Source organism: Streptomyces sp. IMTB 2501 (genome assembly GCF_001953885.1).
Classification (GTDB): Bacteria; Actinomycetota; Actinomycetes; order Streptomycetales; family Streptomycetaceae; genus Streptomyces.
This window is the reverse complement of the sequence record NZ_MQUS01000041.1, coordinates 1-24,648: the sequence shown is the minus strand read 5'-3', so window position 1 is coordinate 24,648 and position 24,648 is coordinate 1. Positions and strand designations below refer to the sequence as shown.

General features: G+C 71.8%; 18 protein-coding genes. 6 read left to right on the top strand and 12 right to left on the bottom strand.

Features of this window, described 5'->3' with window-relative positions:
- Nucleotides 1-145 precede the first annotated feature (145 nt).
- Entirely contained in the window at nt 146-973 is an 828-nt protein-coding gene (locus AV521_RS41170; RefSeq protein WP_076096487.1) for a rhomboid-like protein, read from the bottom strand.
- Nucleotides 974-1,201: 228 nt separating this feature from the next.
- On the opposite strand from AV521_RS41170, the gene AV521_RS41165 reads away from it, so the two are divergent.
- The 4 genes from AV521_RS41165 to AV521_RS41150 all read left to right on the top strand — a co-directional run bounded on the left by AV521_RS41165 (nt 1,202) and on the right by AV521_RS41150 (nt 7,958).
- A complete protein-coding gene (locus AV521_RS41165; RefSeq protein ID WP_076096485.1) occupies nt 1,202-1,879 on the top strand; it encodes a spermidine synthase in 678 nt (225 codons plus the stop codon).
- Between the two features lie 113 nt (nt 1,880-1,992).
- The gene (locus tag AV521_RS41160) at nt 1,993-2,733 is read left to right on the top strand and encodes a response regulator transcription factor (protein WP_076096483.1); all 741 of its coding nucleotides are present in this window, start codon (nt 1,993-1,995) and stop codon (nt 2,731-2,733) included.
- Nucleotides 2,730-3,845, top strand: a complete 1,116-nt coding sequence (locus tag AV521_RS41155) for a HAMP domain-containing sensor histidine kinase (protein ID WP_076096481.1) — start codon at nt 2,730-2,732, stop codon at nt 3,843-3,845. The genes AV521_RS41160 and AV521_RS41155 overlap by 4 nt, the downstream gene beginning before the upstream one ends.
- A 303-nt stretch (nt 3,846-4,148) precedes the next feature.
- Nucleotides 4,149-7,958, top strand: a complete 3,810-nt coding sequence (locus tag AV521_RS41150; RefSeq protein WP_076096479.1) for a multifunctional oxoglutarate decarboxylase/oxoglutarate dehydrogenase thiamine pyrophosphate-binding subunit/dihydrolipoyllysine-residue succinyltransferase subunit — start codon at nt 4,149-4,151, stop codon at nt 7,956-7,958.
- 159 nt (nt 7,959-8,117) lie between these two features.
- Here AV521_RS41150 and fxsT read toward each other — a convergent pair whose 3' ends face one another.
- The 8 genes from fxsT to AV521_RS41115 form a co-directional block, all read right to left on the bottom strand.
- Nucleotides 8,118-11,078: an FxSxx-COOH system tetratricopeptide repeat protein gene (fxsT, locus tag AV521_RS41145; RefSeq protein WP_076096477.1), complete on the bottom strand. Its 2,961-nt coding sequence runs from the start codon at nt 11,076-11,078 to the stop codon at nt 8,118-8,120.
- A gap of 49 nt (nt 11,079-11,127) precedes the next feature.
- A complete protein-coding gene (locus AV521_RS41140) occupies nt 11,128-12,339 on the bottom strand; it encodes an FxsB family cyclophane-forming radical SAM/SPASM peptide maturase (protein WP_079249665.1) in 1,212 nt (403 codons plus the stop codon).
- Complete coding sequence (locus AV521_RS49825) at nt 12,336-12,488, bottom strand: hypothetical protein (RefSeq protein WP_179023786.1); 153 nt, start codon at nt 12,486-12,488, stop codon at nt 12,336-12,338. Before AV521_RS49825 ends, AV521_RS41140 begins: the two co-directional genes overlap by 4 nt.
- On the bottom strand, nt 12,485-15,763 hold the full coding sequence (locus tag AV521_RS41135) for an SAV_2336 N-terminal domain-related protein (RefSeq protein WP_076096475.1): 3,279 nt from the start codon (nt 15,761-15,763) through the stop codon (nt 12,485-12,487). The genes AV521_RS49825 and AV521_RS41135 overlap by 4 nt, the downstream gene beginning before the upstream one ends.
- 3 nt (nt 15,764-15,766) lie before the next feature.
- Nucleotides 15,767-16,765 carry a MoxR family ATPase gene (locus AV521_RS41130; RefSeq protein WP_076096473.1) on the bottom strand — a complete coding sequence of 333 codons (999 nt, stop codon included), beginning with the start codon at nt 16,763-16,765 and terminating at the stop codon, nt 15,767-15,769.
- Nucleotides 16,766-16,901: 136 nt separating this feature from the next.
- The gene (locus AV521_RS41125; RefSeq protein ID WP_076096471.1) at nt 16,902-18,866 is read right to left on the bottom strand and encodes a trypsin-like peptidase domain-containing protein; all 1,965 of its coding nucleotides are present in this window, start codon (nt 18,864-18,866) and stop codon (nt 16,902-16,904) included.
- The gene (locus tag AV521_RS41120; protein WP_076096469.1) at nt 18,863-19,219 is read right to left on the bottom strand and encodes a CU044_2847 family protein; all 357 of its coding nucleotides are present in this window, start codon (nt 19,217-19,219) and stop codon (nt 18,863-18,865) included. Before AV521_RS41120 ends, AV521_RS41125 begins: the two co-directional genes overlap by 4 nt.
- Before the next feature lie 134 nt (nt 19,220-19,353).
- Nucleotides 19,354-19,533 carry a DUF6104 family protein gene (locus AV521_RS41115; protein ID WP_003992906.1) on the bottom strand — a complete coding sequence of 60 codons (180 nt, stop codon included), beginning with the start codon at nt 19,531-19,533 and terminating at the stop codon, nt 19,354-19,356.
- Between the two features lie 188 nt (nt 19,534-19,721).
- Between AV521_RS41115 and AV521_RS41110 the strand changes: the two genes are divergently transcribed.
- Together AV521_RS41110 and AV521_RS41105 are read left to right on the top strand one after the other, a co-directional pair.
- Nucleotides 19,722-20,663: a DUF4097 family beta strand repeat-containing protein gene (locus AV521_RS41110; protein ID WP_076096467.1), complete on the top strand. Its 942-nt coding sequence runs from the start codon at nt 19,722-19,724 to the stop codon at nt 20,661-20,663.
- A 1-nt stretch (nt 20,664) separates the two neighbouring features.
- Nucleotides 20,665-21,708 carry a PadR family transcriptional regulator gene (locus tag AV521_RS41105; protein WP_076096465.1) on the top strand — a complete coding sequence of 348 codons (1,044 nt, stop codon included), beginning with the start codon at nt 20,665-20,667 and terminating at the stop codon, nt 21,706-21,708.
- Nucleotides 21,709-22,523: 815 nt separating this feature from the next.
- On the opposite strand, the gene AV521_RS41100 is transcribed toward AV521_RS41105, so the two are convergent.
- The 3 genes from AV521_RS41100 to AV521_RS41090 form a co-directional block, all read right to left on the bottom strand.
- Nucleotides 22,524-23,096, bottom strand: a complete 573-nt coding sequence (locus tag AV521_RS41100) for a Clp protease N-terminal domain-containing protein (RefSeq protein WP_076096547.1) — start codon at nt 23,094-23,096, stop codon at nt 22,524-22,526.
- Nucleotides 23,096-23,305 (bottom strand): helix-turn-helix domain-containing protein, encoded by a 210-nt coding sequence (locus tag AV521_RS41095; RefSeq protein WP_023546835.1) that lies wholly within the window; start codon nt 23,303-23,305, stop codon nt 23,096-23,098. Before AV521_RS41095 ends, AV521_RS41100 begins: the two co-directional genes overlap by 1 nt.
- Nucleotides 23,306-23,470: 165 nt before the next feature.
- Entirely contained in the window at nt 23,471-24,436 is a 966-nt protein-coding gene (locus tag AV521_RS41090) for a zinc-binding dehydrogenase (protein ID WP_076096463.1), read from the bottom strand.
- Nucleotides 24,437-24,648 lie beyond the last annotated feature (212 nt).

Below are 24,648 nucleotides of genomic sequence, written 5' to 3'. Positions count from 1 at the left end.
CAGTCAAGTTGAGCTATGCCGACTCAACCGTTGGGGGTGGGCTGGTGTTCCCTTGGCTTGTTCGCTGTGAGCGATCAGGCCGTGACACAGAGGTTTGCGCTGCGGGAGAGACGTCGATGACGCCCGGGAGGGTGTGCGGGCGCCTTCAGGCCAGCCGCTGCCAGCGTCGGACCAGGGGCCAGCTCGTCACACCGATCGTCAGGGCGATGATGTGGCCCCAGTCCGTCAGCGGGTCCGTGAACTCGATCAGGTCGCTCACCAGCAGCGAGCTCATCAGGGCGAGGACGGGCCAGCGGAGCCAGGGACGGAGGAGGCCGGACAGGGAGCCGATGCTGGCGGCCACGCCGAAGCTGATGCCGTAGTCGAGGCGGTGCAGCGAGGTGGTGGGCAGGTGGCCGAAGAGGACGGCCAGGCCCACGGGGATCTCGGTGGCGAGGGTGGCCAGGACGTGGCCCGCCAGGAAGACACAGGCGGCCCGCGCACCGCCTATGCGTCGCTCCAGCGCGGTGAGCACCAGCACGAACGCGAGCGCGTACGGCGACAGGACACCGCCCGCGATCCACAGCGCGCTCGCCAGCAGCACCACGGCGGGCGAGCGCACCAGGTGGGCCACGTCCGTGCTGGAAGCCTGGTAGAGGGCGTACATCAGGTCGGGATCGGCGACGGCCGCGATCACGGAGGTGACGGCCAGGACGGCCGTGTAGACGAAGGTGAACGGGGTCGCGGCCGGGCTGGGCAGCAGGCGCCAGACGCGCGGGAACCGGACGGCCGGGCGCGCCTCGACGGAGGCGGGGACGACGACGAGGTCCGCGGCGGGGACGGGAACGGGGGCCGTGGCGTGCCGCTGGCGGGGCATGCCGTCCAGCAGGTCGGCGAGCGCGGCAGCCGGGACGACGGCGGTGCCGTCGGCCAGGGGCAAGCCCGGCAGGGGTGGCGTCGCGGCCGCCGCTGGGCCCGTCGCGGTCCGTTCCACGTTGCGGCACTCCTTCCCTCGCGCCCAACCATTCGGATTCCGGGGGCCGCTGTCTATGACCGACGCCACGCGAGAGCCGATTCACAGCAACCTCTCACGCTCCGTTGACGTCCATGCCCCGCCGAAACCACCCAAACGCATACTCGATGGAGAATATTGCGTGCGAGCCGCCGTGCCGCCATCCGCAATTCCCGTGAACGACGGGACTCGTTCAAGCAGGATGGGGGCATGACTGCCGTGTACGACTCCCCCGTGGTCCTCGACCGGCGCGACGGCCCGCACGGCGAGGTGGTGCTGCGCCGGCACGGAGAGCTGTTGCAGATCATCGCCAACGGATGTTTCCTGATGGACACCTCCGACGGCCGCTCGGAGCGGCTGCTGGTCGACGCCGCGTACGACGCGCTGGACGGCCGGCCGGCACCAAAAGTGCTGATCGGCGGGCTGGGCGTGGGATTCTCACTCGCACATGCCGCGGCGGACCCCAGGTGGGGGCGGATCACGGTCGTCGAGCGGGAACCGGCCGTCGTCGGCTGGCACCGGGACGGGCCGCTGGCCGAGGTGTCCGCCGGGGCGCTCGGCGATCCGCGCACCGAGGTCGTGGAAGGCGATCTCGTGGCGTTCGTCCATGAGACGTGTGACACGTTCGACGCACTCTGCCTGGACATCGACAACGGCCCGGGCTGGACGGTCACGGACGACAATCACACCCTCTACTCACCCGCCGGACTCGCCGCCTGCGCAAAGGTGTTGAGACCCGGAGGGGTGCTCGCGGTGTGGTCGGCCGAGCCCTCTCCGGAATTTGAAGGAACCTTGCGGAATGCCGGGTTCCGGCAGGTGCGTACCGAAGAGGTGCCCGTTGCCCGGGGCGTTCCGGACGCGGTGCACCTCGGCGTCAGACCTGGATAGCGACAGCACGGTGAATCCCCGTAATGTGCTGCCCTGACGCGGATCATTCAAGCGTCAATCGCAGACATGGGATCACCCCACGGGTTCCGGAAAGCAACAAGCAGGGGCGGGCGATGGAGCAGACACACACCTCCCAGAGCGGCGCGGCGACGACCACCCCGGGCGCACAGCGCCGGGTACTGGTCGTCGAGGACGATCCCACGATCGTCGACGCCATCGCGGCCCGGCTGCGCGCCGAGGGATTTCTCGTACAGACCGCGTCGGACGGCCCGGCCGCCGTCGACACGGCCGAGGCCTGGCAGCCCGACCTGCTGATCCTCGACATCATGCTGCCGGGCTTCGACGGCCTGGAGGTCTGCCGGCGCGTGCAGGCGCAGCGCCCGGTACCGGTGCTGATGCTGACCGCGCGCGACGACGAGACGGACATGCTGGTCGGTCTCGGGGTCGGCGCGGACGACTACATGACCAAGCCGTTCTCGATGCGGGAGCTGGCCGCGCGGGTGCATGTGCTGCTGCGCCGGGTGGAGCGGGCGGCGCTGGCCGCCACGACGCCGCGCTCGGGCATCCTGCGCCTCGGTGAGCTGGAGATCGACCACGCGCAGCGCCGGGTGCGGGTGAAGTCGGAGGACGTCCATCTGACGCCCACCGAGTTCGACCTGCTGGTGTGCCTGGCGAACACCCCGCGCGCGGTGCTCTCCCGGGAGCAGCTGCTGGCCGAGGTGTGGGACTGGGCGGACGCCTCCGGCACCCGTACGGTCGACAGCCACATCAAGGCGCTGCGCCGGAAGATCGGCGCCGAGCGGATCCGCACCGTGCACGGCGTCGGGTACGCCCTGGAGACGCCCACGCCATGAGCAGCGACGGGCGCCCGGCCGCGCGGAGGAGCCCCGGGGAGGATCCCTGGGGCGGCGTACGCCCGTTCTCGATCAAGACCAAGCTGGGCGCGCTCGTCGTCATCGCGGTGCTGATCACCACCGGACTGTCGATCGTCGCGGTGCACACCAAGACCGAGCTGCGCTTCATCACCGTCTTCTCGATGATCGCCACGCTGCTGATCACGCAGTTCGTGGCGCATTCGCTGACCATGCCGCTGGACGAGATGAACGCGGTGGCGCGGTCGATCTCGCAGGGCGACTACACCCGCCGGGTGAGCCAGGGCCGCCGGGACGAGCTGGGCGATCTGGCCCAGACGATCAACGTCATGGCGGACGAGCTGGAGGCCCAGGACCGCCAGCGAAAAGAGCTGGTCGCGAACGTCTCCCATGAGCTGCGGACGCCCATCGCCGGGCTGCGCGCGGTGCTGGAGAACATCGTCGACGGGGTCACCGAGGCCGACCAGGAGACCATGCGGACGGCCCTGAAGCAGACCGAGCGGCTCGGCCGGCTGGTGGAGACCCTGCTGGACCTGTCACGGCTCGACAACGGCGTCGTACCGCTGAAGATGCGCCGTTTCGAGGTGTGGCCGTACCTGTCGGGCGTGCTGAAGGAGGCCAACATGGTCGCCTCGGCGCGCGCGGGCATCGCCTCCGGCTCCGGCAGCCACACCCGTACCGACGTCCATCTGCACCTGGACGTCTCCCCGCCGGAGCTGACCGCGCACGCGGATCCCGAGCGGATCCACCAGGTCGTCGCCAATCTGATCGACAACGCGGTCAAGCACAGCCCGCCGCACGGCCGGGTGACGGTGAAGGCGCGGCGCGGGCCGCAGCCGGAGTCGCTGGAGCTGGAGGTCCTGGACGAGGGGCCCGGCATTCCGCGCTCGGAGTGGCACCGGGTGTTCGAGCGGTTCAACCGGGGCGCGGTGACCCGGCCGCACGGTCCGGGCAGCGACGGCGGTACGGGGCTCGGGCTGGCGATCGCCCGCTGGGCGGTGGATCTGCATGGCGGCCGGATCGGCGTGGCCGAATCCGATCGGGGCTGCCGGATCATCGTCACCCTTCCGGGACTGTCTTCCGTTCCAAGTTGACGTAAAGTTCCCACCGGAAGCACAAGATCCACGAGCGTCCGTGCCATTGCCGTGCAGCTGGACACGTGTGATCAGGGGCAGGCCCGCGCGATCCGCACGAGAGCGGCGCGCCGGGCCAGGGCCAGTGCACCCTCTCACCTGCGGAACCACGCTTGTTTCCCGCCATATCAAGCCCTGAAACAAGATTTCCGATGTGACTTACGCGACGATGACCTTGCTCGACCTGACCTTCCCGGCCGCAGAGGCGTAGCCTTTATTCCCGCTGTCCATCACCTTGTGAAGCGGAAGAGGGCGGTTGCCGCCGTGTCGCCACAGTCCCCCAGTAACCCGAGCGTCTCCACCGACGACCAAGCCGGGAAGAACCCCGCTGCCGCGTTCGGTCCGAACGAGTGGCTCGTCGACGAGATCTATCAGCAGTACCTCCAGGACCCGAATTCGGTAGACCGCGCCTGGTGGGACTTCTTCGCCGATTACAAGCCGGGTGCTCCTGTCACCCCGGCTGCGGCGGGTACTGCGGCCGCGGGGGCCGCAGCCACCACCACGGCCCCGCAGGCCCAGCCCGCGGCCCCGGCCCCCCAGGCCGCCGCCGCTCCGGCTCCCGCCGCCCCGAAGCCCGCCGCGGCCCCCGCCCCGGCGCCGGCTCCCGCGGCCAAGGCCCCGGCCCCGGCCAAGCCGGCGCAACCCGCACAGGCGCCCGCTCAGCCGAAGCCGAAGGCCGCTGCCCCCGCCACGGAGGCTCCCGAGGGACCCGAGCTGGTCACGCTGCGCGGCCCGGCCGCCGCGGTCGCGAAGAACATGAACGCCTCGCTGGAGCTGCCGACGGCCACCTCGGTCCGCGCGGTCCCGGTGAAGCTGCTGTTCGACAACCGCATCGTCATCAACAACCACCTCAAGCGCGCCCGCGGCGGGAAGATCTCCTTCACGCACCTCATCGGGTACGCGATGGTGCAGGCCATCAAGGCCATGCCGGCGATGAACTACGCGTTCGGCGAGAAGGACGGCAAGCCGACCCTCATCAAGCCGGCGCACGTCAACCTCGGCCTGGCCATCGACCTGGTGAAGCCCAACGGCGACCGCCAGCTCGTCGTGGCCGCCATCAAGAAGGCCGAGACGCTGAACTTCTTCGAGTTCTGGCAGGCCTACGAGGACATCGTCCGCCGCGCCCGTGACGGCAAGCTGACGATGGACGACTTCACCGGTGTCACGGTCTCCCTGACCAACCCCGGTGGCCTCGGCACCGTCCACTCCGTGCCGCGTCTGATGCCCGGCCAGTCCGTGATCATGGGCGTCGGCTCCATGGACTACCCCGCGGAGTTCCAGGGCACCAGCCAGGACACCCTGAACAAGCTCGGCGTCTCGAAGGTCATGACGCTCACGTCGACCTACGACCACCGGGTGATCCAGGGCGCCGCCTCCGGCGAGTTCCTGCGCCAGGTCGCGAACCTGCTCCTGGGCGAGAACGGCTTCTACGACGACATCTTCGAGGCCCTGCGGATCCCCTACGAGCCGGTCCGCTGGCTCAAGGACATCGACGCCAGCCACGACGACGACGTCACCAAGGCCGCCCGCGTCTTCGAGCTGATCCACTCCTACCGGGTCCGCGGCCACGTCATGGCGGACACCGACCCGCTGGAGTACAAGCAGCGCAAGCACCCCGACCTGGACATCACCGAGCACGGGCTCACCCTGTGGGACCTGGAGCGCGAGTTCGCGGTCGGCGGCTTCGCCGGCAAGTCCCTGATGAAGCTGCGCGACATCCTCGGCGTGCTGCGCGACTCGTACTGCCGCACCATCGGCATCGAGTTCATGCACATCCAGGACCCCAAGCAGCGCAAGTGGATCCAGGACCGCGTGGAGCGCCCGCACTCCAAGATGGAGCGCGAGGAGCAGCTGCGGATCCTGCGCCGCCTGAACGCGGCGGAGGCCTTCGAGACCTTCCTGCAGACGAAGTACGTCGGCCAGAAGCGGTTCTCGCTGGAGGGCGGCGAGTCCGTCATCCCGCTGCTCGACGCGGTGATCGACTCCGCGGCCGAGTCCCGCCTGGACGAGGTCGTCATCGGCATGGCCCACCGCGGCCGGCTGAACGTGCTGGCGAACATCGTCGGCAAGTCGTACGCGCAGATCTTCCGCGAGTTCGAGGGCAACCTCGACCCGAAGTCGATGCACGGCTCCGGCGACGTGAAGTACCACCTGGGCGCCCAGGGCACCTTCACCGGCCTGGACGGCGAGCAGATCACCGTCTCGCTGGCCGCGAACCCGTCCCACCTGGAGACGGTCGACCCGGTCATCGAGGGGATCGCCCGCGCCAAGCAGGACATCATCAACAAGGGCGGCACGGACTTCACGGTCCTGCCGGTCGCGCTGCACGGCGACGCGGCCTTCGCGGGCCAGGGCGTGGTGGCCGAGACCCTGAACATGTCGCAGCTGCGCGGCTACCGCACCGGCGGCACGGTCCACATCGTCATCAACAACCAGGTCGGCTTCACCGCGGCCCCCGAGTCCTCGCGTTCCTCCATGTACGCGACGGACGTGGCCCGCATGATCGAGGCCCCGATCTTCCACGTGAACGGCGACGACCCGGAGGCCGTGGTCCGCGTCGCGCGCCTGGCCTTCGAGTTCCGCCAGGCGTTCAACAAGGACGTGGTGATCGACCTCATCTGCTACCGCCGCCGCGGTCACAACGAGTCGGACAACCCGGCCTTCACCCAGCCGCTGATGTACGACCTGATCGACAAGAAGCGCTCGGTGCGCAAGCTCTACACCGAGTCCCTGATCGGTCGCGGCGACATCACCCTGGAAGAGGCCGAGCAGGCCCTGCAGGACTACCAGGGGCAGCTGGAGAAGGTCTTCACGGAGGTCCGCGAGGCCGTCACGTCCCCGCAGGGCACCGGCCCGGTGCCGGACCCGCAGGCGGACTTCCCGGTCGCCGCGAGCACCGCGATCTCCTCGGAGGTCGTCAAGCGCATCGCCGAGTCCCAGGTCAACATCCCGGACACCTTCCATGTGCACCCGCGTCTGCTGCCGCAGCTGCAGCGCCGGGCGACGATGGTCGAGGACGGCACGATCGACTGGGGCATGGGCGAGACCCTCGCTGTGGGCTCCCTGCTCCTTGAGGGCACCCCGGTCCGGCTGTCCGGCCAGGACTCCCAGCGCGGCACCTTCGGCCAGCGCCACGCGGTCCTCATCGACCGCGAGACGGGCGAGGAGTACACCCCGCTGCAGTACCTCGCCGAGGAGCAGGCGCGCTACAACGTCTACAACTCCCTGCTGTCCGAGTACGCGGTCATGGGCTTCGAGTACGGCTACTCGCTGGCCCGCCCCGACGCGCTCGTGATGTGGGAGGCGCAGTTCGGTGACTTCGTCAACGGCGCGCAGACGGTGGTCGACGAGTACATCTCGGCGGCGGAGCAGAAGTGGGGCCAGACGAGCGGCGTCACGCTGCTCCTCCCCCACGGCTACGAGGGCCAGGGCCCGGACCACTCCTCGGCCCGTGTCGAGCGGTTCCTCCAGCTCTGCGCGCAGAACAACATGACGGTCGCCATGCCGACCCTGCCGTCGAACTACTTCCACCTCCTGCGGTGGCAGGTGCACAACCCGCACCACAAGCCGCTGGTGGTCTTCACCCCGAAGTCGATGCTGCGCCTGAAGGCCGCCGCGTCGAAGACGGAGGAGTTCACGTCGGGTCAGTTCCGTCCCGTCATCGGCGACGCGACGGTGGACCCGGCTGCGGTCCGCAAGGTCGTCTTCGTGGCCGGCAAGCTGTACTACGACCTGGAGGCCGAGCGTCAGAAGCGCGGCGCCACGGACACGGCGATCATCCGCATCGAGCGGCTGTACCCGCTGCCGGGTGCCGAGCTCCAGGCGGAGATCAAGAAGTACCCGAACGCCGAGAAGTACCTGTGGGCGCAGGAGGAGCCGGCGAACCAGGGTGCCTGGCCGTTCATCGCGCTCAACCTGATCGACCACCTGGATCTCGCGGTCGGCGCGGACGTCCCGCACGGCGAGCGCCTGCGCCGCATCTCGCGCCCGCACGGCTCGTCCCCGGCCGTCGGCTCCGCCAAGCGGCACCAGGCCGAGCAGGAGCAGCTGGTGCGTGAGGTCTTCGAGGCGTAAGCCTCCGGCGGCTCAGCCGAATGTTGGGGCCCGGTGCCGAGTTTCTTGCTCGGCACCGGGCCCTTTCGTCTGCCCATGGGGGTGGTTGAGAGCGTGTGCGGCTGCGTCGTGGCTGGTCCCGCAGTTCCCCGCGCCCCTGGGAAACTGCCGTGCCGTCGGTCAGATCGGTTGCGGCTCGAAGTCCCAGTACGGGCGGTGCCGTTCGAGGATGTGGCGGGTGTGGGGGTGGTCGGCGCCCAGGAGGGAGGTGAGGCGGGTCACCGCGTCCCGGTGGAGGGTCTCCGATTCCTCCAGCCGGCCCAGCTCGGCCAGGTCCAGTGCGAGTCCGGCGCGCAGGCTGATGGTGAGCACATGTGCGTCGCCCAGGACGCGTGCGGAGCGGCCGGCGGCCTCCCGGCCCAGCTCGGCCGCCTCGTCGGTCTCTCCTACGGCGGCCAGCGCGGCGATCTCGTTCTTGGCGCAGCCGATGGCCCACGGATGGTCCTTGCCGACGGCCCGCCGCATCTGACGTGCGGCCTGCCTGGACAGGTCCAGCGCCACCCGGTGCTCGCCCAGGTCCCGCATGATGGTCGCCACGTTGTCCCGCGCGCCGATCGCGTACGGGTGACGTTCGCCGAGCTGGGCGGCGTAGTGGGTGGCGGTGGCCTCGGCCAGGTCGCGGGCCTCCTCGGTGCGCTCCAGGTCGCGCAGCATCATCGCGTAGTCGCAGGACACCATCAGCGTCTCAGGGTGCAGCGGCCCGCGCCTGCGGATCAGCTTCTCCCGGACCCCGCGCAGCATGGCGTGCGCGAACTGCAGGTCGCCGACGCGGCGGGCGCACAGGGCGAGGTTGTGCTCGGCGAGCAGGGTCTGGCTGTGGGTGCGGTCCAGCACCTGGCTGTGCACCCGGCAGTTGTGGCCCTGGATGGCCAGCGCCTCCCGGTAGCTGCCGAGCAGCCGCAGCATCCAGGCGGTGTGCAGCGCGGAGTTGAGGGTGAGGGCGTCACGGCCGCCGAGGATGTCCAGCCGGGCCTCGAAGACCTTGCGGTGCAGCGCGAGCGACTCGGCGTAGTGGCCCTGGAGGCCGAGGGCGACGGCGAGGTTGCTGCGGACGGCGAGGGTGCGCGGCACATGTTCCCCGCCGAGTTCCGCGGCGGCGGCCGTGGCGGCCTCCTCGAACAGCGCGCGGGCCTCGCCGTACCGGCCGAGCGCCATGAGGGTGCCGCCGAGGCCGTCCTTGGCGCGGATGATCTCGATGGGCCGTACGTCGTCGGCGCGTTCCAGACGCCCGAGGGTCTCCTGGCCGACGGTCTTCGCGTCCTCGTACCGGCCGAGGCGGCGCAGCATGTTGGCGAGTTGGTGGGCTGCGACGAGCACCGAGCGGTCGGTGTCGCCGGAGCTGGACTGCCAGTGCTTGACGGCCGTACGGCTGAGCCACCAGCCGTCGTGGTACTCGCCACGCATCCGCAGGTATTCAATGCAGTTCAGGACGAGTTCCCGGGCGTCGTCGTCGGCCGACTCCAGGGCGCGGGACGGTTCCAGGTGCGGGATGAGGGCGGCGTACCGGGCCCAGTTGCCGGCCGAGGAGGAGTCGCGCGGGTCGGCGGAGACCAGGACCTTGCGGGCGGCCGCCGCATAGCGCTCGGCGTCGGCGGGTGACTGGATGGAGCGGACGAAGCGGTGGAAGAGGCGGTGCATGCGCAGGGTGCCGACGGTCTGGGTGTCCATCCGCGGGCCGGGTTCGTACTCGATGCGCATGGAGGTGATCTCCGACAGCCGGCGCAGCGCGGTGTTCCAGCTGCTGGGCTCGGTGATCAACTCGGCCAGTTCGGCGGGCAGATCGCCGTGCCGGGCCGTCTGCAGCAGCCGTACCGGGACCACGTCGTGCGAGAAGCACACGAGCAGGTTCAGGAGCTGCCAGGCGGACTCGGAGCCCTCGCGCAGGGTGTTGACGAGCTTGGCCCAGGCGACCTCGAAGCTCTCCGGGTACTGGCCGGAGGGCATCACGCCGAAGCGGTCCGGGCGGCCGTCGCGGATGTCCCGGATGTAGTCGTCGACCGGCACGGTCGGGTTGATGTCCAGCCAGGCGGCCGTCTGGTCGAGCAGCAGCGGCATGTCCTCCACGGCCTCGGCGAGGCGCGCCGCCTGGGTGTCGCTGAGCCGCTGCGTGCGCCGTGAGACGAAGGCGACGCTCTCACCGCGCTCGAAGACGGGCACGGCGATGTTCTCGGCGTGGGCGCCCCACTCACTGCGGGTCGTGGTGATCAGGACGTGCCCGCGCCCCTCGGGCAGCAGGTCGACCAGCCGCTCCGGGTCCCCGGCGCCGTCCAGGACCAGCAGCCAGGGTCGCTGGGTGCGGTCGAGTACCCGCCGTACGGCCGTGATGGTGGTCGCGAGATCACCGGCGTCGCGCAGTTCCAGCGCGGGCGCGAGGTCGGCGAACTGCTGGCGGGCGGTGACGCGTTGGGAAGCGCTGACCCACCATACGATGTCGTACTCCCCGGCGAACCGGTGGACGTACTCCAGCGCCAGCTGTGTCTTCCCGAAGCCGCCCGGGCCGAGCAGCGCCACGGCGGCGCCGTCGGGCCCGGCGGCGGAGAAGGCGCCGTAGACCTTCTCCAGCAGTTCGGTGCGGCCGATGAAACGGCGGTTGCGGCGCGGGACCTGCCACACGTCCGGCGGGTCGTCGGGGAACCGGGGGCCGCGGCGCAGGTCGATCAGGGTGCCCGGGGCCGGGATGCCCGCGCACTCCAGCACGCGGCTGCGCGCGATCTCCGGCCTGAGTCCGCGCAGTTCGACGGGGGCCAGGGCGATGACGGCCTCCGGCATGGGCCGGGCGGTGATGCTCACGGCCGCGATCCGGTCCTGGTACGCCGGCAGCACCTGCCGCAGCGCCTCGGCCCAGGCGTCGAACCGCTCGGCGCCGAGCCGCTCGTACCAGTCGTCGATCACCAGCAGCACGCGCCCCGGCGCGCTCAGCAGCTCGGCGAACGCCTCGGCGGACGGCGGGCGCCGCAGCGGGTTCCACCTGATCAGAGTGGTGCCCCGTCCCGCGGCCCGGATCTGGTGGTCGATCCACTTGGCCCAGGACTCGCTCTGCCCGGCGAACACCACCGTGACGTGTCCGAGTTCCGCCGCCATCTCGCCGTTTCCCCTCGACTGAACCTGGTCACGAGTGTGCACAGGTTATTCAATTGTGCGTCAAGTCGGCTTCAGAGGTGCTGAGTTGAGCAAAGGTTCCGGTCAGCCGGTGCGCGATGTGGCGGATGAGCCGTTCCAGGTCGGCGCAGTAGACGCTGGGGTGCCGGAATCCGGTCCCGGGAGCGTACCGGTGCACGTAGTTCCCCCCTCCGCACACCTTCCCGACGGGACAGCTCAGACATTCGTCGGCAAGCGCCCCCTCGCCCAGCTGGCGTGCGGCGATGCCGGGGTGGCGGAGGGCCTCGTCGAAGGAATGCCGGTGGACGTCCAGTCCGGTTTCGGAAGCTCCCTCGTACGCCGACCTGAGGGCGTCGACCTGCTCGATGGCACCGTCCGTCTCCACGACGACGGCCGCCACGGGCGACAGCCCCACGGCCTCGGCACGGCTGGGAGCGCCGAGGAGGAGGGCGGCGATCTCCTGGAACAGGCGGATGCGGACGGGGGCTTCGGGCCGCTTCATGTCCCACCAGGCGTCGAACACGGCGGTGAGCCAGTCGCCGTAAGGGGTGGGGGCGGGGCGGTACCTGCCCGGGGGCCGGCCATATGTCCCCCAGTTGGCGTGCGGCAGGAGGAAGTCGACGCCAGGCGGACGCAGTGGGAGCAGGGAGCGGTAGATGTCGAGCGGATCGGCGGCCAGGTCGATCGTGCAGAGGATTCCGGCGTACGACTCCGGTCGCCCGGCGAGCCGTAGCGCTGCCGCGCGGGCGGCGGGCCAGGCGGGCCGGCCGGCGTGGTCGACGCGGCGGGCGTTGTGCGCGGGGCGGCCGCCGTCGAGGCTGAGGCCGACACGGATCCCGGCGTCGGCGAGGCGGTCGAGGGTCCTGCGCGTCAGCCGTGTGCCGTTCGTCTGGACCGTGGCGGTGACCTGGCAGTCGACAGCCGCGCGTACGGCGTCGGCGTAGGCGAGGACCGGGCCGGGGCCGGTGAGGAGGGGTTCGCCGCCGTGGAGTTCGATGCGGATGGCGTCGAGGCGGTGGGTGCGGACATGCTCCGCGATGCGCTGTGCGGTGCGGTGCATGGTGCGGGCGCCGGTGCTCCGCGGGCGGTCGCGCCAGCCGTGGTCGGGGCCCTGGTAGAGGTAACAGTAGGTGCAGTCGAGGTTGCAGCGGCCGTGCACCTTCAGCACGAACTGCCGGAACGGCACGGCCTCGTGGGCACGGGTGTCCAGGGTGTCGTACGGCCATGTCGGGTGGGCCCTCATGGCGCGTCCTCGTAGTGGGCGACGACGACGGCCTCCCCCTCCCGTGCCCGGAGTTCGGCGAGGATCGCGGCCAGCACCGGGTGGTCGGTGCGGTCGGGCGGGGCGATCTCCGGGAGCGGTATGTGGGTGTCGTCGGTGGGAAGGGTCACTCGTAGGCCGTTTCGGGGGACAGGCGGGAGGGGCGCTGGTCGAGGTCGCCGGGACTCGCGGGGTCGGTCAGACGTCGGGCACGTTCGTAGTCGCTCCGGGCCGTGACGGGTCTGCCCTGCCGCTCCCGTGCCCGGGCACGCCCCCTGAGGGCCTCGGCCGCCAGTGCGTCGTCGCCCGCCTCCTCGGCGTACGCGACAGCCTTGCCGAAGCAGTCGATCGCCGTGTGCAGGTGCGTGACCGCCTCGGTGCGCCCGTACAGCTCCAGGGCCAAGTACGCGCGGCTGTTCCAGCACTGGGCGAGGTGCACCGGGTCGTCGGCACCGCGGACAGCCTCGCCGAGCAGCCAGTCGGCCTCGTACAGCTCGGTCAGTACGTCGGTCCTCCGGTAGCGCATGATGTACGCGTCCGCCAGATTCCGGCGCCGCAGGGGCAGCTGGGGATCGTCGGGCAGGGACTGCTCGACCGCGCGGCGCAGCACATGGACGGCCCGGGCGAGATCGTCCGGCGACCCCGCCTGTACGAACCGTTCGAGCAGGGCACGACCGAGGTCGGCTGCCGTCTCCGGCCGCCGCGGGTCGTCCAGGCCGAGCAGCGACCCGGCCTCCGACCACGCGTCGATGGCGCGGTCCAGCTGGGTCCGGTCCGCGGAGTGGGCGTAGCGGTCGCCGTAGATCCTCGCGGCCCACACATGGCACTCGAACCTGAGCTCCTCGTCGTCGCCCGCGGCCCGCAGGGCCTCCTCAACCGCGTACAGCAGCGTCCGCCGTTCCCGGCCGTCCTCGCGTGGGGGCTGCTCGATCTCGATGGCGGCCGCCGCGTCCAGCCAGACCCGGCAGCGCACCGCGTCCGGCAGGAGGCTCTCGTCGCCGGCCGCCGCGACGAGGTCGTCACCGGCACGCGCGGCACAGTACTCGGCACGCCACCGGTCGGGTGCCGGCCTGGCGACCGGCCCCTGCCCCGCATACTGCCGGGCCAGGTCCAGCCACAGCCGCCCCCGTACGACAAGCCCGTCCAGGCCCCCCAGCCATACCTCCACCGCGTCGCCGGCCCGCTCCAGGTGACGGACGTACCAGAACTCGGCGTCGATCCCTTCGTCCGGTCCCAGCTCCGCCATGTCGCGCCGCACATCCGTCAGCACCTCGGCAGCGACCTTGCGTCGCTCCGCAGGCGCGTCCCCCGCGTCCAGGACGGCCACGAGACTGGCTTCGGCCACGTACAGCAACACGCGCAGAGCCCGCTCCCCGGCTCGCCGAGGCTCCTGCCGAGCCCACTCCCGCAGGCTCTCCGGAATACCGTCGAAGTCGACCCCCTCGTACCGCACTTCCTGCGCCTGCGCCCAGCACACCAGTCCCCGGACGAGTCGCCCGGAGACGGACGAAGTGTGCTCGACCGCCTCCCAGGCCTCCCTGAGGTCGTCCCCCACGCGCCGCACCCGCCACCGGGTGAGCAGCGCGTCGGCCAGGTCCTCGTGTGCGGAGACCCGCTCCGTGTCCGAGCGGGCATCGGTCGCCGCGACCCCGAAGTACCCCACCGCCGTGTCGAGTTCCCGGGTGAGGCCCTCCTCGTAGAACCGGTCCAGTGCCCGCCGCCCCAGCTCCAGCAGCTCCGCGGGCAGCTGCCCGGCCGCCGCGGCCACCGGCACCGGCGGCAACCGCGCGCCCAGGTCCCGCAGCACCGCCGCCGAGACCTCGGCGAACGCCCGTAGCCCTGCCGGTTCCGGCTCCCCCGGGCCCGCCGGCAACTCCCCGTCCGGCGGCACCGCTCCCCGCAGAAACGCCCCGGCCAGCGCGGGGAAGTTCCGCGCGCTTCGCCCGAACTTCCGTTCCACGTACTCGGAGCAGTGCTTGAAGAGCAGCTCCGCCTCCTCGACGGACAGCCGCGACCGCAGCCCGGAAGCGACCCCCGGCAGGAAGTCGTAGCGCACGGCCCGCAGGTCGTCCGCGTCCTCCCGCCGCCCGAGCAGCCCGCTCAACAGCACCTCGGAGAGGACGTCCGGGCCGCTCCCGGCCAGCATCGCGTGCTGCACGAGCTGCATCACCGGCAGATACAGCGGTACCGCCGACAGATACACCGCCAGCCGCCGCGCCTCCGAGGACGCCTGACGCCAGAACGCGCGTATCCGCTCCTCGCCGCTGCGCTCCTCCGCCGCCCGCAGGGGCGCCCCGGACGCCGGATGATCGGCCCGCACCCACCCTGCCGCGGCGGCCAGCGACTGCCCCGTGGCACCGGACACCAGCCGCGCCCAGCCCTCCACCGACTCACGGCGCAGCGCCAGCACCGGCACCGGCAGCGCCCCGGCCTCGGCCGTCCCCCGTTCGGGCAGGAACCGCAACGATCCCGCCGGCCCCTCACGCCGCTGCAACAACCCGCGCCGCGCGGGCAGATGCGTCCGCAGCCACATCCGCTGCGGCAGCGGCTGTACGACGGCCACGGGTGCCGTGGCCGCCCAGCGGTGCAGCAGCCGCTGCACGCGGCCGCTGCGCCACATGGGCCCGGCGCAGTCGCTGAGGACCAGCGTGACCCGTCGCCCCGTCGGATCGCTGAGCTGCTCCGGTGCGTAGAGCACGGCCCCCGGCTCCGGGGTGGCCGCGCAGCCGGGGAGCCCGCCGGGCGCCTCGTGCAGATAGCGCACCTGCACCTCGCGGAAGGCGCCGGCGCGGGCGCAGACCTGGCGCAGTTCGTCCAGGGCCTGCTGCCAGACGGCCGTCGAGGTGGAGACGTCCATCAGGAGCAGCAGACGGGCCTCCCGGCGCCGGTCGGTGCGCAGGACGGGCAGGACGAGCCCGGACTCGGCGGCGCGTTCGGCCGTGGCCTGCTCGTCGAGGGTGCGCGGAACCGGTCGTACGGGCGCGCGGTAACGCTGCAGGGGCCGTAACCCTCGCTGCAGGGCGAGGGGTTCGGGCAGGGCGGGTGCGGCGGGGACGCGGACCGGGGTCATCCGGGTGTCGGTGCCGTCGTCGCCGCCCGGGCCCGGGACGAACAGGCGGGCGTTGTCGGGCTGCCGGGGCTCGTCGCCCTCGGCGGGCAGGGGAAGGGGCCGCGGTGGGCGCGGGAGCGGCGTGCCGTGGGCCCCGGGCGGTTCCGGGCCGGAGCGCGGATCGAGGTCGGGCCGGTCGGGTTGTCCCGCGGGCGCCGGAAGCCAGTGCGCCAGCCACAGCGCATCCGCCAGCTCCTCGACCCCGGGCGCGATCCCCGCGTCCCGCATACGCGCGACCAGCGCCGTGAGCACCGGGCTCACGCCGCTCGTCGCGCTGTCGGGAGCGGGGGAGGTCATGGGCTAGCGCGGTCCTCGGTCCAGGGGCTGCATGAGCAGCTCCGAGATCTCCTCGCGCCGCTGACCGGCCTCGCGGGCGGCGTGCTGGGAGAGGAAGATGGCGTTGAGGAGCTGGTCGGTGGGGCGCAGCGCGCCGTCCGCCTCGGCCTGGGTGAACCGGTCGACGAGATCGCGGTTGGTGTCGTAGGCGCCCTGGCCGAAATGGGCCTGGACGAGGGCGGCGAGCCGCTCGTCGCGCGGGGCCTTCAGGTCGAGCGGGATGCAGCGGCGCAGCAGGGCGGCGGGGAACTCGCGCTCGCGGTTGCTGGTCATGACGACGAACGGGAAGGAGCGGCAGTGGACCTGACCGTCCGTCACCGTGACGCGTCGGCCGTCGTCGGTGAGGACCCGCACCTCGGGGGTGCGGTCGGCGATGCGCTGCAGCTCGGGGATGGCGAAGCGGCCCTCCTCCAGGGCGTTCAGCAGGTCGTTCGGCAGGTCGATGTCGCTCTTGTCGAGCTCGTCGATGAGCAGCACCCGGGGCTTGTCGGCGGCGAGCAGGGCGGTGCCGAGCGGGCCCAGCTTGATGTACCGGCCGATGTCCTGGGCGGCGGCCTCGCCGGGGAGCTGGGCATCTTGGAGGCGGCCGATGGCGTCGTAGGTGTAGAGGCCGTCACGCAGTTCGCTGCGGCTGACGATCGGCCACTCCAGGACGCGGCCGAGGGCGAGTTCGTAGGCGACGGAGTGGGCCAGCGTGGACTTGCCGACGCCGGGCTCCCCGGTGACGAGCAGGGGGCGCCTCAAGTACAGGGCCGCGTTGACGAGTTCGAGGGCGTCGGGGTCCTGCACGGGCAGCGGGACGGTGCGCTCGCCGAGCCTGCGACGGGTGGCCGAGTCGAGGTCCGGGACGTCGTAGTCGACGGCCGGGGCGTCGAACCTCCGCCAGGGCGGCGGTTCCGGCAGCGCGTCGATCCTGGCCGGATCCGGCTGCCCGATGCCCTGGTAGACGAACCACTCGCTCATGCTGCGCTCCTCGCCGACGATCGGTGGTGGTCCACGTCCTGGCCGACGGGGGCGTCGTGCGCCCGCAACGGGCCCCTGGGAACATACCCGCGGCGGCCGGGATACGCAGTTGATTTCGGCCAGCCTTCGCCGGTGTTCACGGCGCGTCCACCGGTTCGGTCTCCTCACCCGGCAGGGGCCGGCGCGGGTCGTCGTAGAGCAGGGCGAGCGGTTCGGCCCAGGCGCTGTCGGTGCGCTGCTCGCTGATGTCCTGCCGGACGAGCCTCAGCCGGTCGGGGAGTTCGGCCAGCGAGCCGAGCGTTTCAAGGAACTTCTCCACGCGCGCGTGGAGCGTGTCGCAGTCCGGCAGACAGGCGCCGCGCTCCGGGTGCGGGCCGATGTGCCACAGCGCGACGGCGTGGCCGCTGTTCAGCGCGTGCCTCATGGCGACCCGCCCGGGCCCCTGTCCGGCCGGCCGGCACATCACGGGGATGCGGTCGCGCCCGGTGCCGCGATAGCCGGAGGGGTCCGCGGCGCCCGGCGGCGGCATGCGCCAGCCCTGGAAGCGGTGCCCGGCCGCCATGCCCTGCCAGCGGTCGAACCAGAGATTGTCCGGATCTCCCCGGCGCTCAAGGGCGCGCAGCACCAGGCGGCGGCGCGCGCCCAGATGCCCGGGGTCGTACAGCGCGGCGATGTCCGCGAACCGCCACCGGTGCACGGCGGTGTCCAGGTGCTCGGCGGGCAGCGCGACTTCGAGCGGTACGGGGTGGCCCTCCCGGTCCTTGGACTCCAGCAGCCCGCCGAGGGGGACTCGGAGTGCCTGGACGAGTTCGTCGGGCCGGTATCCGTGCACCGAGGAGTCCGTCTCGTGCACCTCGGGCAGGCCGTCGCCGTCGTCGTACCAGATCTGCCAGAAGAACCGGACGGGCTGCGCGCCGATCACCGGGTCGAGCAGCAGGGCCACGACGGGGCCCTCGCCGGGGCCGGGGTAGGAGATCACGACACGCTCGGGGCCGTGGTCCTCGGGCGGCGGCTTCAGCTCGTCAGGGAGGGCGACGTCACGGACCATGGCGTGGAAGTGCCGGCGGGTGTCGTGGCGCAGCCGCTTGGTGATCCAGCCGGCCAGGAGGGGGCTGCCTGCGTCACGCGCGCCGGCGTGGGCCTCCACGAGCCTGAGGAAGCGCAGGAAGACGAGCGGGTCGAGCGGGGTGGTGCCCTCGTACAGCAGGCCGTGACCGTCACGCCAGGTGCGCAGTTCGGGGGTGCCGCCGGGCCACTGGTTGCCGCTGCGGGCCTCCTTGGCGATGAGCTTGACGGTGGGCTCGTCGGGCGGCTGCGGCAGGGCGGCGAGCAGGGCGAGCGCCTTGCGGCGGTCGCGGGGCGTCCAGGCCGCGCCCGGATCGGCCGCCGGGCCGCACTGGAGGTCGATCCAGTTGTCCCCGGTCTCCGAGACCGGCTCCTCGCCGTGCCAGCGGTCGTGGGCGGTCATGACCTCGCGGTACGTCTCCCCGAACCTGCGCAGCGCGGCGATCGCCACGGCCTTGCCGCCCTCCGTCGGGGTGCCGTCCCTCGTCGTGCGCCGCGACTTGATGAGTCCTACGACCGCACCCGTCCCGGGGTCGAGCAGCGGACCGCCCGACATACCGCTCGGGAAGTCGACGTCGGGCTTGATGATCAGCCCGTACGTGTCCTCGTGCCCGTTGATCTCGGCGTCCACGATGCGGAAGTGGGCCTCGGGCGGCACCGGGAAGTAGCCGCAGGCCTTCAGGGCGCCGGAGTGGCGGGCGGCCCGGTCGGTGAGCCACACGCACTCGTGCGGGTACGCGTCGGTCAGCCGGACCAGGGCCAGGTCCTCGGCCAGCGGCACCTTGGGGTTGCGCGGGTCGCTCAGCAGCCACTCGGCGAGCCGGGCCTCGACGTCGACGCCCTCGCCGCGCACCCGGAAGGCGGTCGTGCGGTCCGCCGCCAGGTACGGGCGCAGCACATGGGCGGCGGTGAGCACCCAGCCGGGCGCGACGAAGAAACCGCTGCCCCATAAGGGGCCGTCTTTCCCGTCGGCGGGGAGCAGGTGGACGGTGGCGGCCCGGACGAGGTCGAAGAGACGGTCGTCGCGCTCGCTCATGCGCCCACCGCTCCGCCCTCGCCCTCCCCCGCGGTTCCCCGGTCGAACTGCCAGGTGAGGGTCACCTCCAGGGACGCCTTGGCCTCCCCGCGCGCGAGCACGGCGACGGCCAGGCCCTCCTTGGCGGTCAGTTCCACGCCGAAGCTGATGGAGGCCTCGTGCGGCTTGGCCGCGCGGGCGGCGTCGAGCACGGTGCCGCCGACTGCGCTGATCAGTTCCTGGAGCTGTTCGACCTTGGCGACGGCGGCCTCGGTGAAGCCGACGTCCTCCTGGTCGCCGTAGGCCTCCCCCGCGCCGATCCGGGCGGTGACCACCGTGCCGTCCGGCAGCTCGATGTCCTGGATGTGACTCATTCCGCTCCCCCCCGCAGAGCCCGAGCCGCCAGGTCAACCGGCCCCGGACGGCTCCCACTTGGACAGTGACGAGGCTAATACCCAGGATGGTTGCAGGACTATGCGCCCGGCTTACTCGTCACTCCGCCCCCGGCCTACTCGTCGTCCTCGTCGTCCAGCCGCGCCAGCCAGGTCGCCAGCCGCTCCACCGGCACCTCGAAGTCCGGGTTGAGATCGACGAACGTCCGCAGCTGCTCGGCGAGCCACTCGAAGGTGACCTCCTCCTCGCCGCGCCGCTTCTCCAGTTCCTCGATGCCACGGTCGGTGAAGTACAACTCTCACTCCTGATGGGGACGGGCCTACTCCCCCAGGGTAGGCCGTCTCCCGGACGCGGGAGGGTGCGGGATCGAACGCCGGCCTTCTCACACGAAGGGGTGTCTTGACTTCCGGAATCCACGATATATCGTGTTTCCAAGAGGACGCGATATGGCGTGTCGCGGCCGTGCCTGCCGAGGAGGTCCCCATGCCCGAGTGGTCCGTCACCGAGCCCCAGAAGCTGACCTTTGACACCCGCGTGAGCGACCTCCAGGTCCGCATCGTCAACGGAACGGTGAACGTGGTGGGCACGGACGAAGGTTCCGCCCGCCTGGAAATCTCGGAGATCGAGGGCCCGCCCCTGGTGGTCACCCAGCAGGGCGACACCCTGACCGTGGCCTATGAGGACCTGCCCTGGAAGGGCTTCCTGAAGTGGCTCGACCGCAAGGGCTGGCGGCGCAGCGCCGTGGTCTCCCTGGCCGTCCCCGCCGACACCCGCGTGGAGGTCGGCGTGGTCGGCGCCGGCGCGGTCGTCTCCGGCATCCGCGGCCCCGCGGTGGTCAAGGGAGTCACCGGCGACACGACCCTGGTCGGCGTCTCGGGCCCGGTCCACGCGGACACCGTGTCCGGGAACCTGGAGGCCCAGGCCGTCACCGGCGACCTGCGGTTCAAGTCGGTCTCGGGCGACCTGACGGTGGTCGACGGCTCCGGCCGCTCCGTCCGGGCCGACTCCGTCAGCGGCTCCATGATCGTCGACCTGGACCCGGACGGCCCCACGGAGGTCGGCCTCACCAGCGTCTCCGGCGAGATCGCCATCCGCCTGCCCCATCCGGGAGACGCCGAGGTGGAGGCGAACACCGCGAGCGGCACGATCTCCAACGCCTTCGACGGACTGCGGGTGCACGGCCAGTGGGGCGCGCACAAGATCACCGGCCGTCTCGGCGCGGGCACGGGCCGGCTCCGCGCCACCACGGTTTCCGGCTCGATCGCCCTGCTGCGCCGCCCGCAGCCCGAGGACGAGCCGGACACCCCGTGGCAGACCGGGCCCACCGACTCCGCGCAGACCCCTGGCGCCACCCCCGCCAACGACACCCCGGCCGCTGGCCAGTCCAACGAAACCGCTGGCACGACCGACAAGAAGGTGCTCTGACATGCCCCCCGTCTTCGCCCACGGGCGCCTGCGCCTGTATCTGCTCAAGCTGCTCGACGAGGCCCCGCGCCACGGCTACGAGGTGATCAGGCTCCTGGAGGAGCGCTTCCAGGGGCTGTACGCCCCCTCGGCGGGCACGGTCTACCCCCGGCTGGCCAAACTGGAGGCGGAGGGCCTGGTCCGGCACACCACGGAGGGCGGCCGCAAGGTGTACGCCATCACGGACGCCGGCCGGGCCGAACTGGCCGATCGCAGCGGTGAGTTGGCCGACCTGGAGCTGGAGATCCGCGAGTCGGTCGCGGAACTGGCCGCCGAGATAAAGGCCGATGTGCGCGGCGCGGCCGGCGATCTGCGGCGTGAGATGCGCGCCGCCGCGTCCGAGGCCCGCCGGGGCACCAGGACGGGCACGGCCGGCCCTTCCGTGGAGTACGGCGACCTCACCGACAAGGAGTCCTGGCGGGCCGCGAAGGAGGAGATGCGCCGAGCCAAGCAGGAGTGGAAGGAACAGGCCCGCCGCGCCAAGGACGAGAGCCGCCGGGCCCGTGAGGAGGCCCAGCGGGCCCGCCGCCAGGCCCAGGAGGCGCAGACACGGGCACGGGCCCAGGCGCAGGAGGAGATGCAGCGCATCGCCCGCCAGGTCCAGGACCGCGTCCAGGACCACTTCGCCCACGGCGACTGGCCGACGGGCGTGCGCGAGGGCCTGTCCGAACTGGCCAGGGAGCTGGGCGACTTCGGCAAGAGCTGGAACACCTCCCCCCGCACCTCCGAGGAGCCGGCCTCCAAGCCCACGGCCACACCCCCGGCCCCGCACTACGTCTCCCCCAAGGAGGACTTCCCCGCCGAGTACGAACCCTCCTGGGCGCACGAGGAGTCCAGCGGCGACCCGACCCGCGACCTGGACCGTCTCCTGGACCGCTTCCGCGACGACATCCGCGACGCGGCCCGCGACCACGGAGTGACCCAGGACCAACTCCGCGACGCCCGCCGCCACCTGTCGACGGCAGCGGCCCACATCGGCGTGATCCTTGGGGCACCGAAGGTCTGAACCTGGGGCTGCCCCAAGGCCTGACCGAGGTCCGACCTCGGTCTGGCCGAGGTCTGATCGTGGACTGGCCGAGGTCTGATCGTGGACTGCGGAGGGCCGTTCGGAAGCCTGGCCGAGGCCTGATCGTGGTCTGGCCGAGGGCCGTTCGGAAGCCTGACCGAGGTCTGATCGTGGTCCGACGGAGGTCCGCCCCAGGTCCGATCGAGGGCTGTCCGGTCCGACCGGGAGCCTGACCGAAGTCTGACCGAGGGCCGATCGGAAGCCTGACCGTGGCCTGATCGTGGTCCGACGGAGGTCCGCCCCAGGTCCGATCGGAGGCAGTCCGGTCCGACCGGGAGCCTGACCGAAGTCTGACCGAGGGCCGATCGGAAGCCTGACCGTGGCCTGATCGTGGTCCGACGGAGGTCCGCCCCAGGTCCGATCGGAGGCAGTCCGGTCTGACCGGGGGCCTGACCGAGACGGCCGGGACCGGGACCGGGAGGTTCCTCCTGAAGACGGTGCGCGGGGCCGGACAAGGCCCGGCCGGGACGGACGGCCGGGCCCCGGACCGGAAGGTTCCCCCTGAAGACGGTGCGCAGGGCCCGACGAGACCTGCCGGGACGGCACGGCCGGGACCCACACCGGAAGGTTCCCCCTGAAGACGGTGCGCAGGGCCGGACAAGGCACGGCCGGGACGGCACGGCCGGCTCGGCGCCGTCGGCTGCCGAAGGCAGTTGTTCGGCGAGCTCGCCGACCGGGGTGAGTGGCTCGGCTGCGGCTGCGGGCGGCCGACCGGAATCGGCGCGGGCATGCGCCCTCGGCGCCGCGCCGGCCGGTCAGCCGGCCTTCGCCTCTTCCTGCCCGTCTCCGTACAGCACCCGCGTCACCGACTCGTATGTCACCCCGTGGTCGGCCAGCACCTCGGCCGGCACACCCGGCAGGACGGTGAGCGCCAGCAGCAGGTGCTCGTCCCCGATGTGTCGGTCGCGGTGGGCGAGGGCGACCCGCAGAGACCTCTCCAGCACGTCCTTCGCGCCCCGGCTGAAGCTCGGCCGGCGCCCCGACCACCAGCTTCCGTCCTTCCGGTCGCCGGACATCGCTCCGACGCCGTGCACCTCCTCCACCCGCGCCACGATCTCCGACACGTCGATCCCCAGCCCCGCCAGCGCGTCCGCATCGGCCCGGGTCAGCCCGGCGCGCCGCCGCGCCTGGGACAAGGCCCCCCGCACCGACTCCCGGCGCCCCGCGAGCCCGAGAGCGGCCAGGGCGAAGGAGGCGCGGCTGCCCTCGCGCTCCAGGAGGGCGAGCAGCAGATGCTCGGCGTCGACGGTCTGAACCCCGGTGCGCCGGCAGTCCACGACCGCGCCCCGCACGACCTCGCGCGCGTCCTTGGTGAAGCGTTCGAACATCATTGCCTCCCATATTTCTTGTGCACGGCCTGCCTGCTGACACCCAGCTCCGCGGCGATCTCCTGCCACGACCAGCCCTGATTGCGCGCACTGCGCACCTGCACCGCCTCCAGCTGCTCCAGCAGCCTGCGCAGCGCGGCCACGGCCCGCAGTCCGACCCTCGGATCACGATCCCCGGCACGCTGCGCCAGATCGGTTGCCTCACTCATGATGTCAACCTACGTTGACACCCCGCTCATGTCAACCACGGTTGACGCGCCTGGTGCACAAAAGGCGGGCCCGGACCTCCGGACCCGCCCTTTGCCACCCTTCCAGCTTCTGCGGGAACCTCAGGAATTCAGGATCCTCAGGAGTTCAGGAGTTGGTGAGCATCCTCAGCTGTTGGTGAGCACGATCTTCCCGAACTGCTCCCCGGACGCGAGCCGTTCGAAGCCCTCACGGGCCCGGTCCAGCGGCAGCTCCTCGTCGATGACGGGCCGTACCCCGGTCGCGGCGCAGAAGGAGAGCAGGTCCTCCAGCTCCTCCTTGGTGCCCATGGTGGAGCCGACTACCTTCAGCTCCAGGAAGAAGATCCGGGTCAGCTCGGCGTGCGAGGGCCGGTCCCCGCTCGTCGCCCCGGAGATCACGATCGTGCCGCCCGGCCGCAGCGACTTCACCGAGTGGGACCAGGTGGCCGCACCCACGGTCTCGATGACCGCGTCCACCCGCTGCGGCAGCCGCGCTCCGGACTCCACCGCCTCCACGGCCCCGAGCTCCACGGCCCGCTTCCGCTTCGCCTCGTCCCGGCTGGTGGCGAAGACACGGAGCCCCGCCGCCTTGCCGAGCACGATCGCGGCCGTGGCAACCCCGCCGCCCGCGCCCTGCACGAGGACCGAGTCCCCGGGCCGTACCCCGGCGTTGGTGAACAGCATCCGGTACGCCGTCAGCCACGCCGTCGGCAGACAGGCGGCCTCGGCGAAGGACAGCTCCTTGGGTTTGGGCAGCACGTTCCAGGTCGGCACGGCGACCTGCTCGGCGAAGGTGCCCTGATAGCGCTCGGTGAGGATGGAGCGCGGCTCGTTCGGGCCGACACCGTGGCCGGTCTGGCCGATGACGGAGTGCAGGACGACCTCGTTGCCGTCCGCGTCGACCCCGGCGGCGTCGCAGCCGAGGATCATCGGCAGCCGGTCCTCCGGGAGGCCGACGCCGCGCAGGGACCAGAGGTCGTGATGGTTGAGGGAAGCGGCCCGTACGGTGATGGTGCTCCAGCCGGGACGGGCCTCGGGAGCCGGTCGCTCCCCCAACTCAAGGCCGTTGAGCGGCTGGTCGCGGTCGATTCGGGCGGCGTAGACGGCGAACATGGGCCCGACGATAGGTGCGCGGGTGAGCCGACGGAACCACGCACCCCTGTGACACATGCCCTCTTGCGCACCAGCACCCGCTCGGCGCAGTCCGGCGCCAACGCCCTCAAGGGATCGTCTTGCGACACCGGTTGCGGGCGGGTGGGAGAGAAATGGCCCCGCTCTGCCCTTGAGTTCTAGTGATCGTCGCAACACCCCAGCTCAGGGGATGC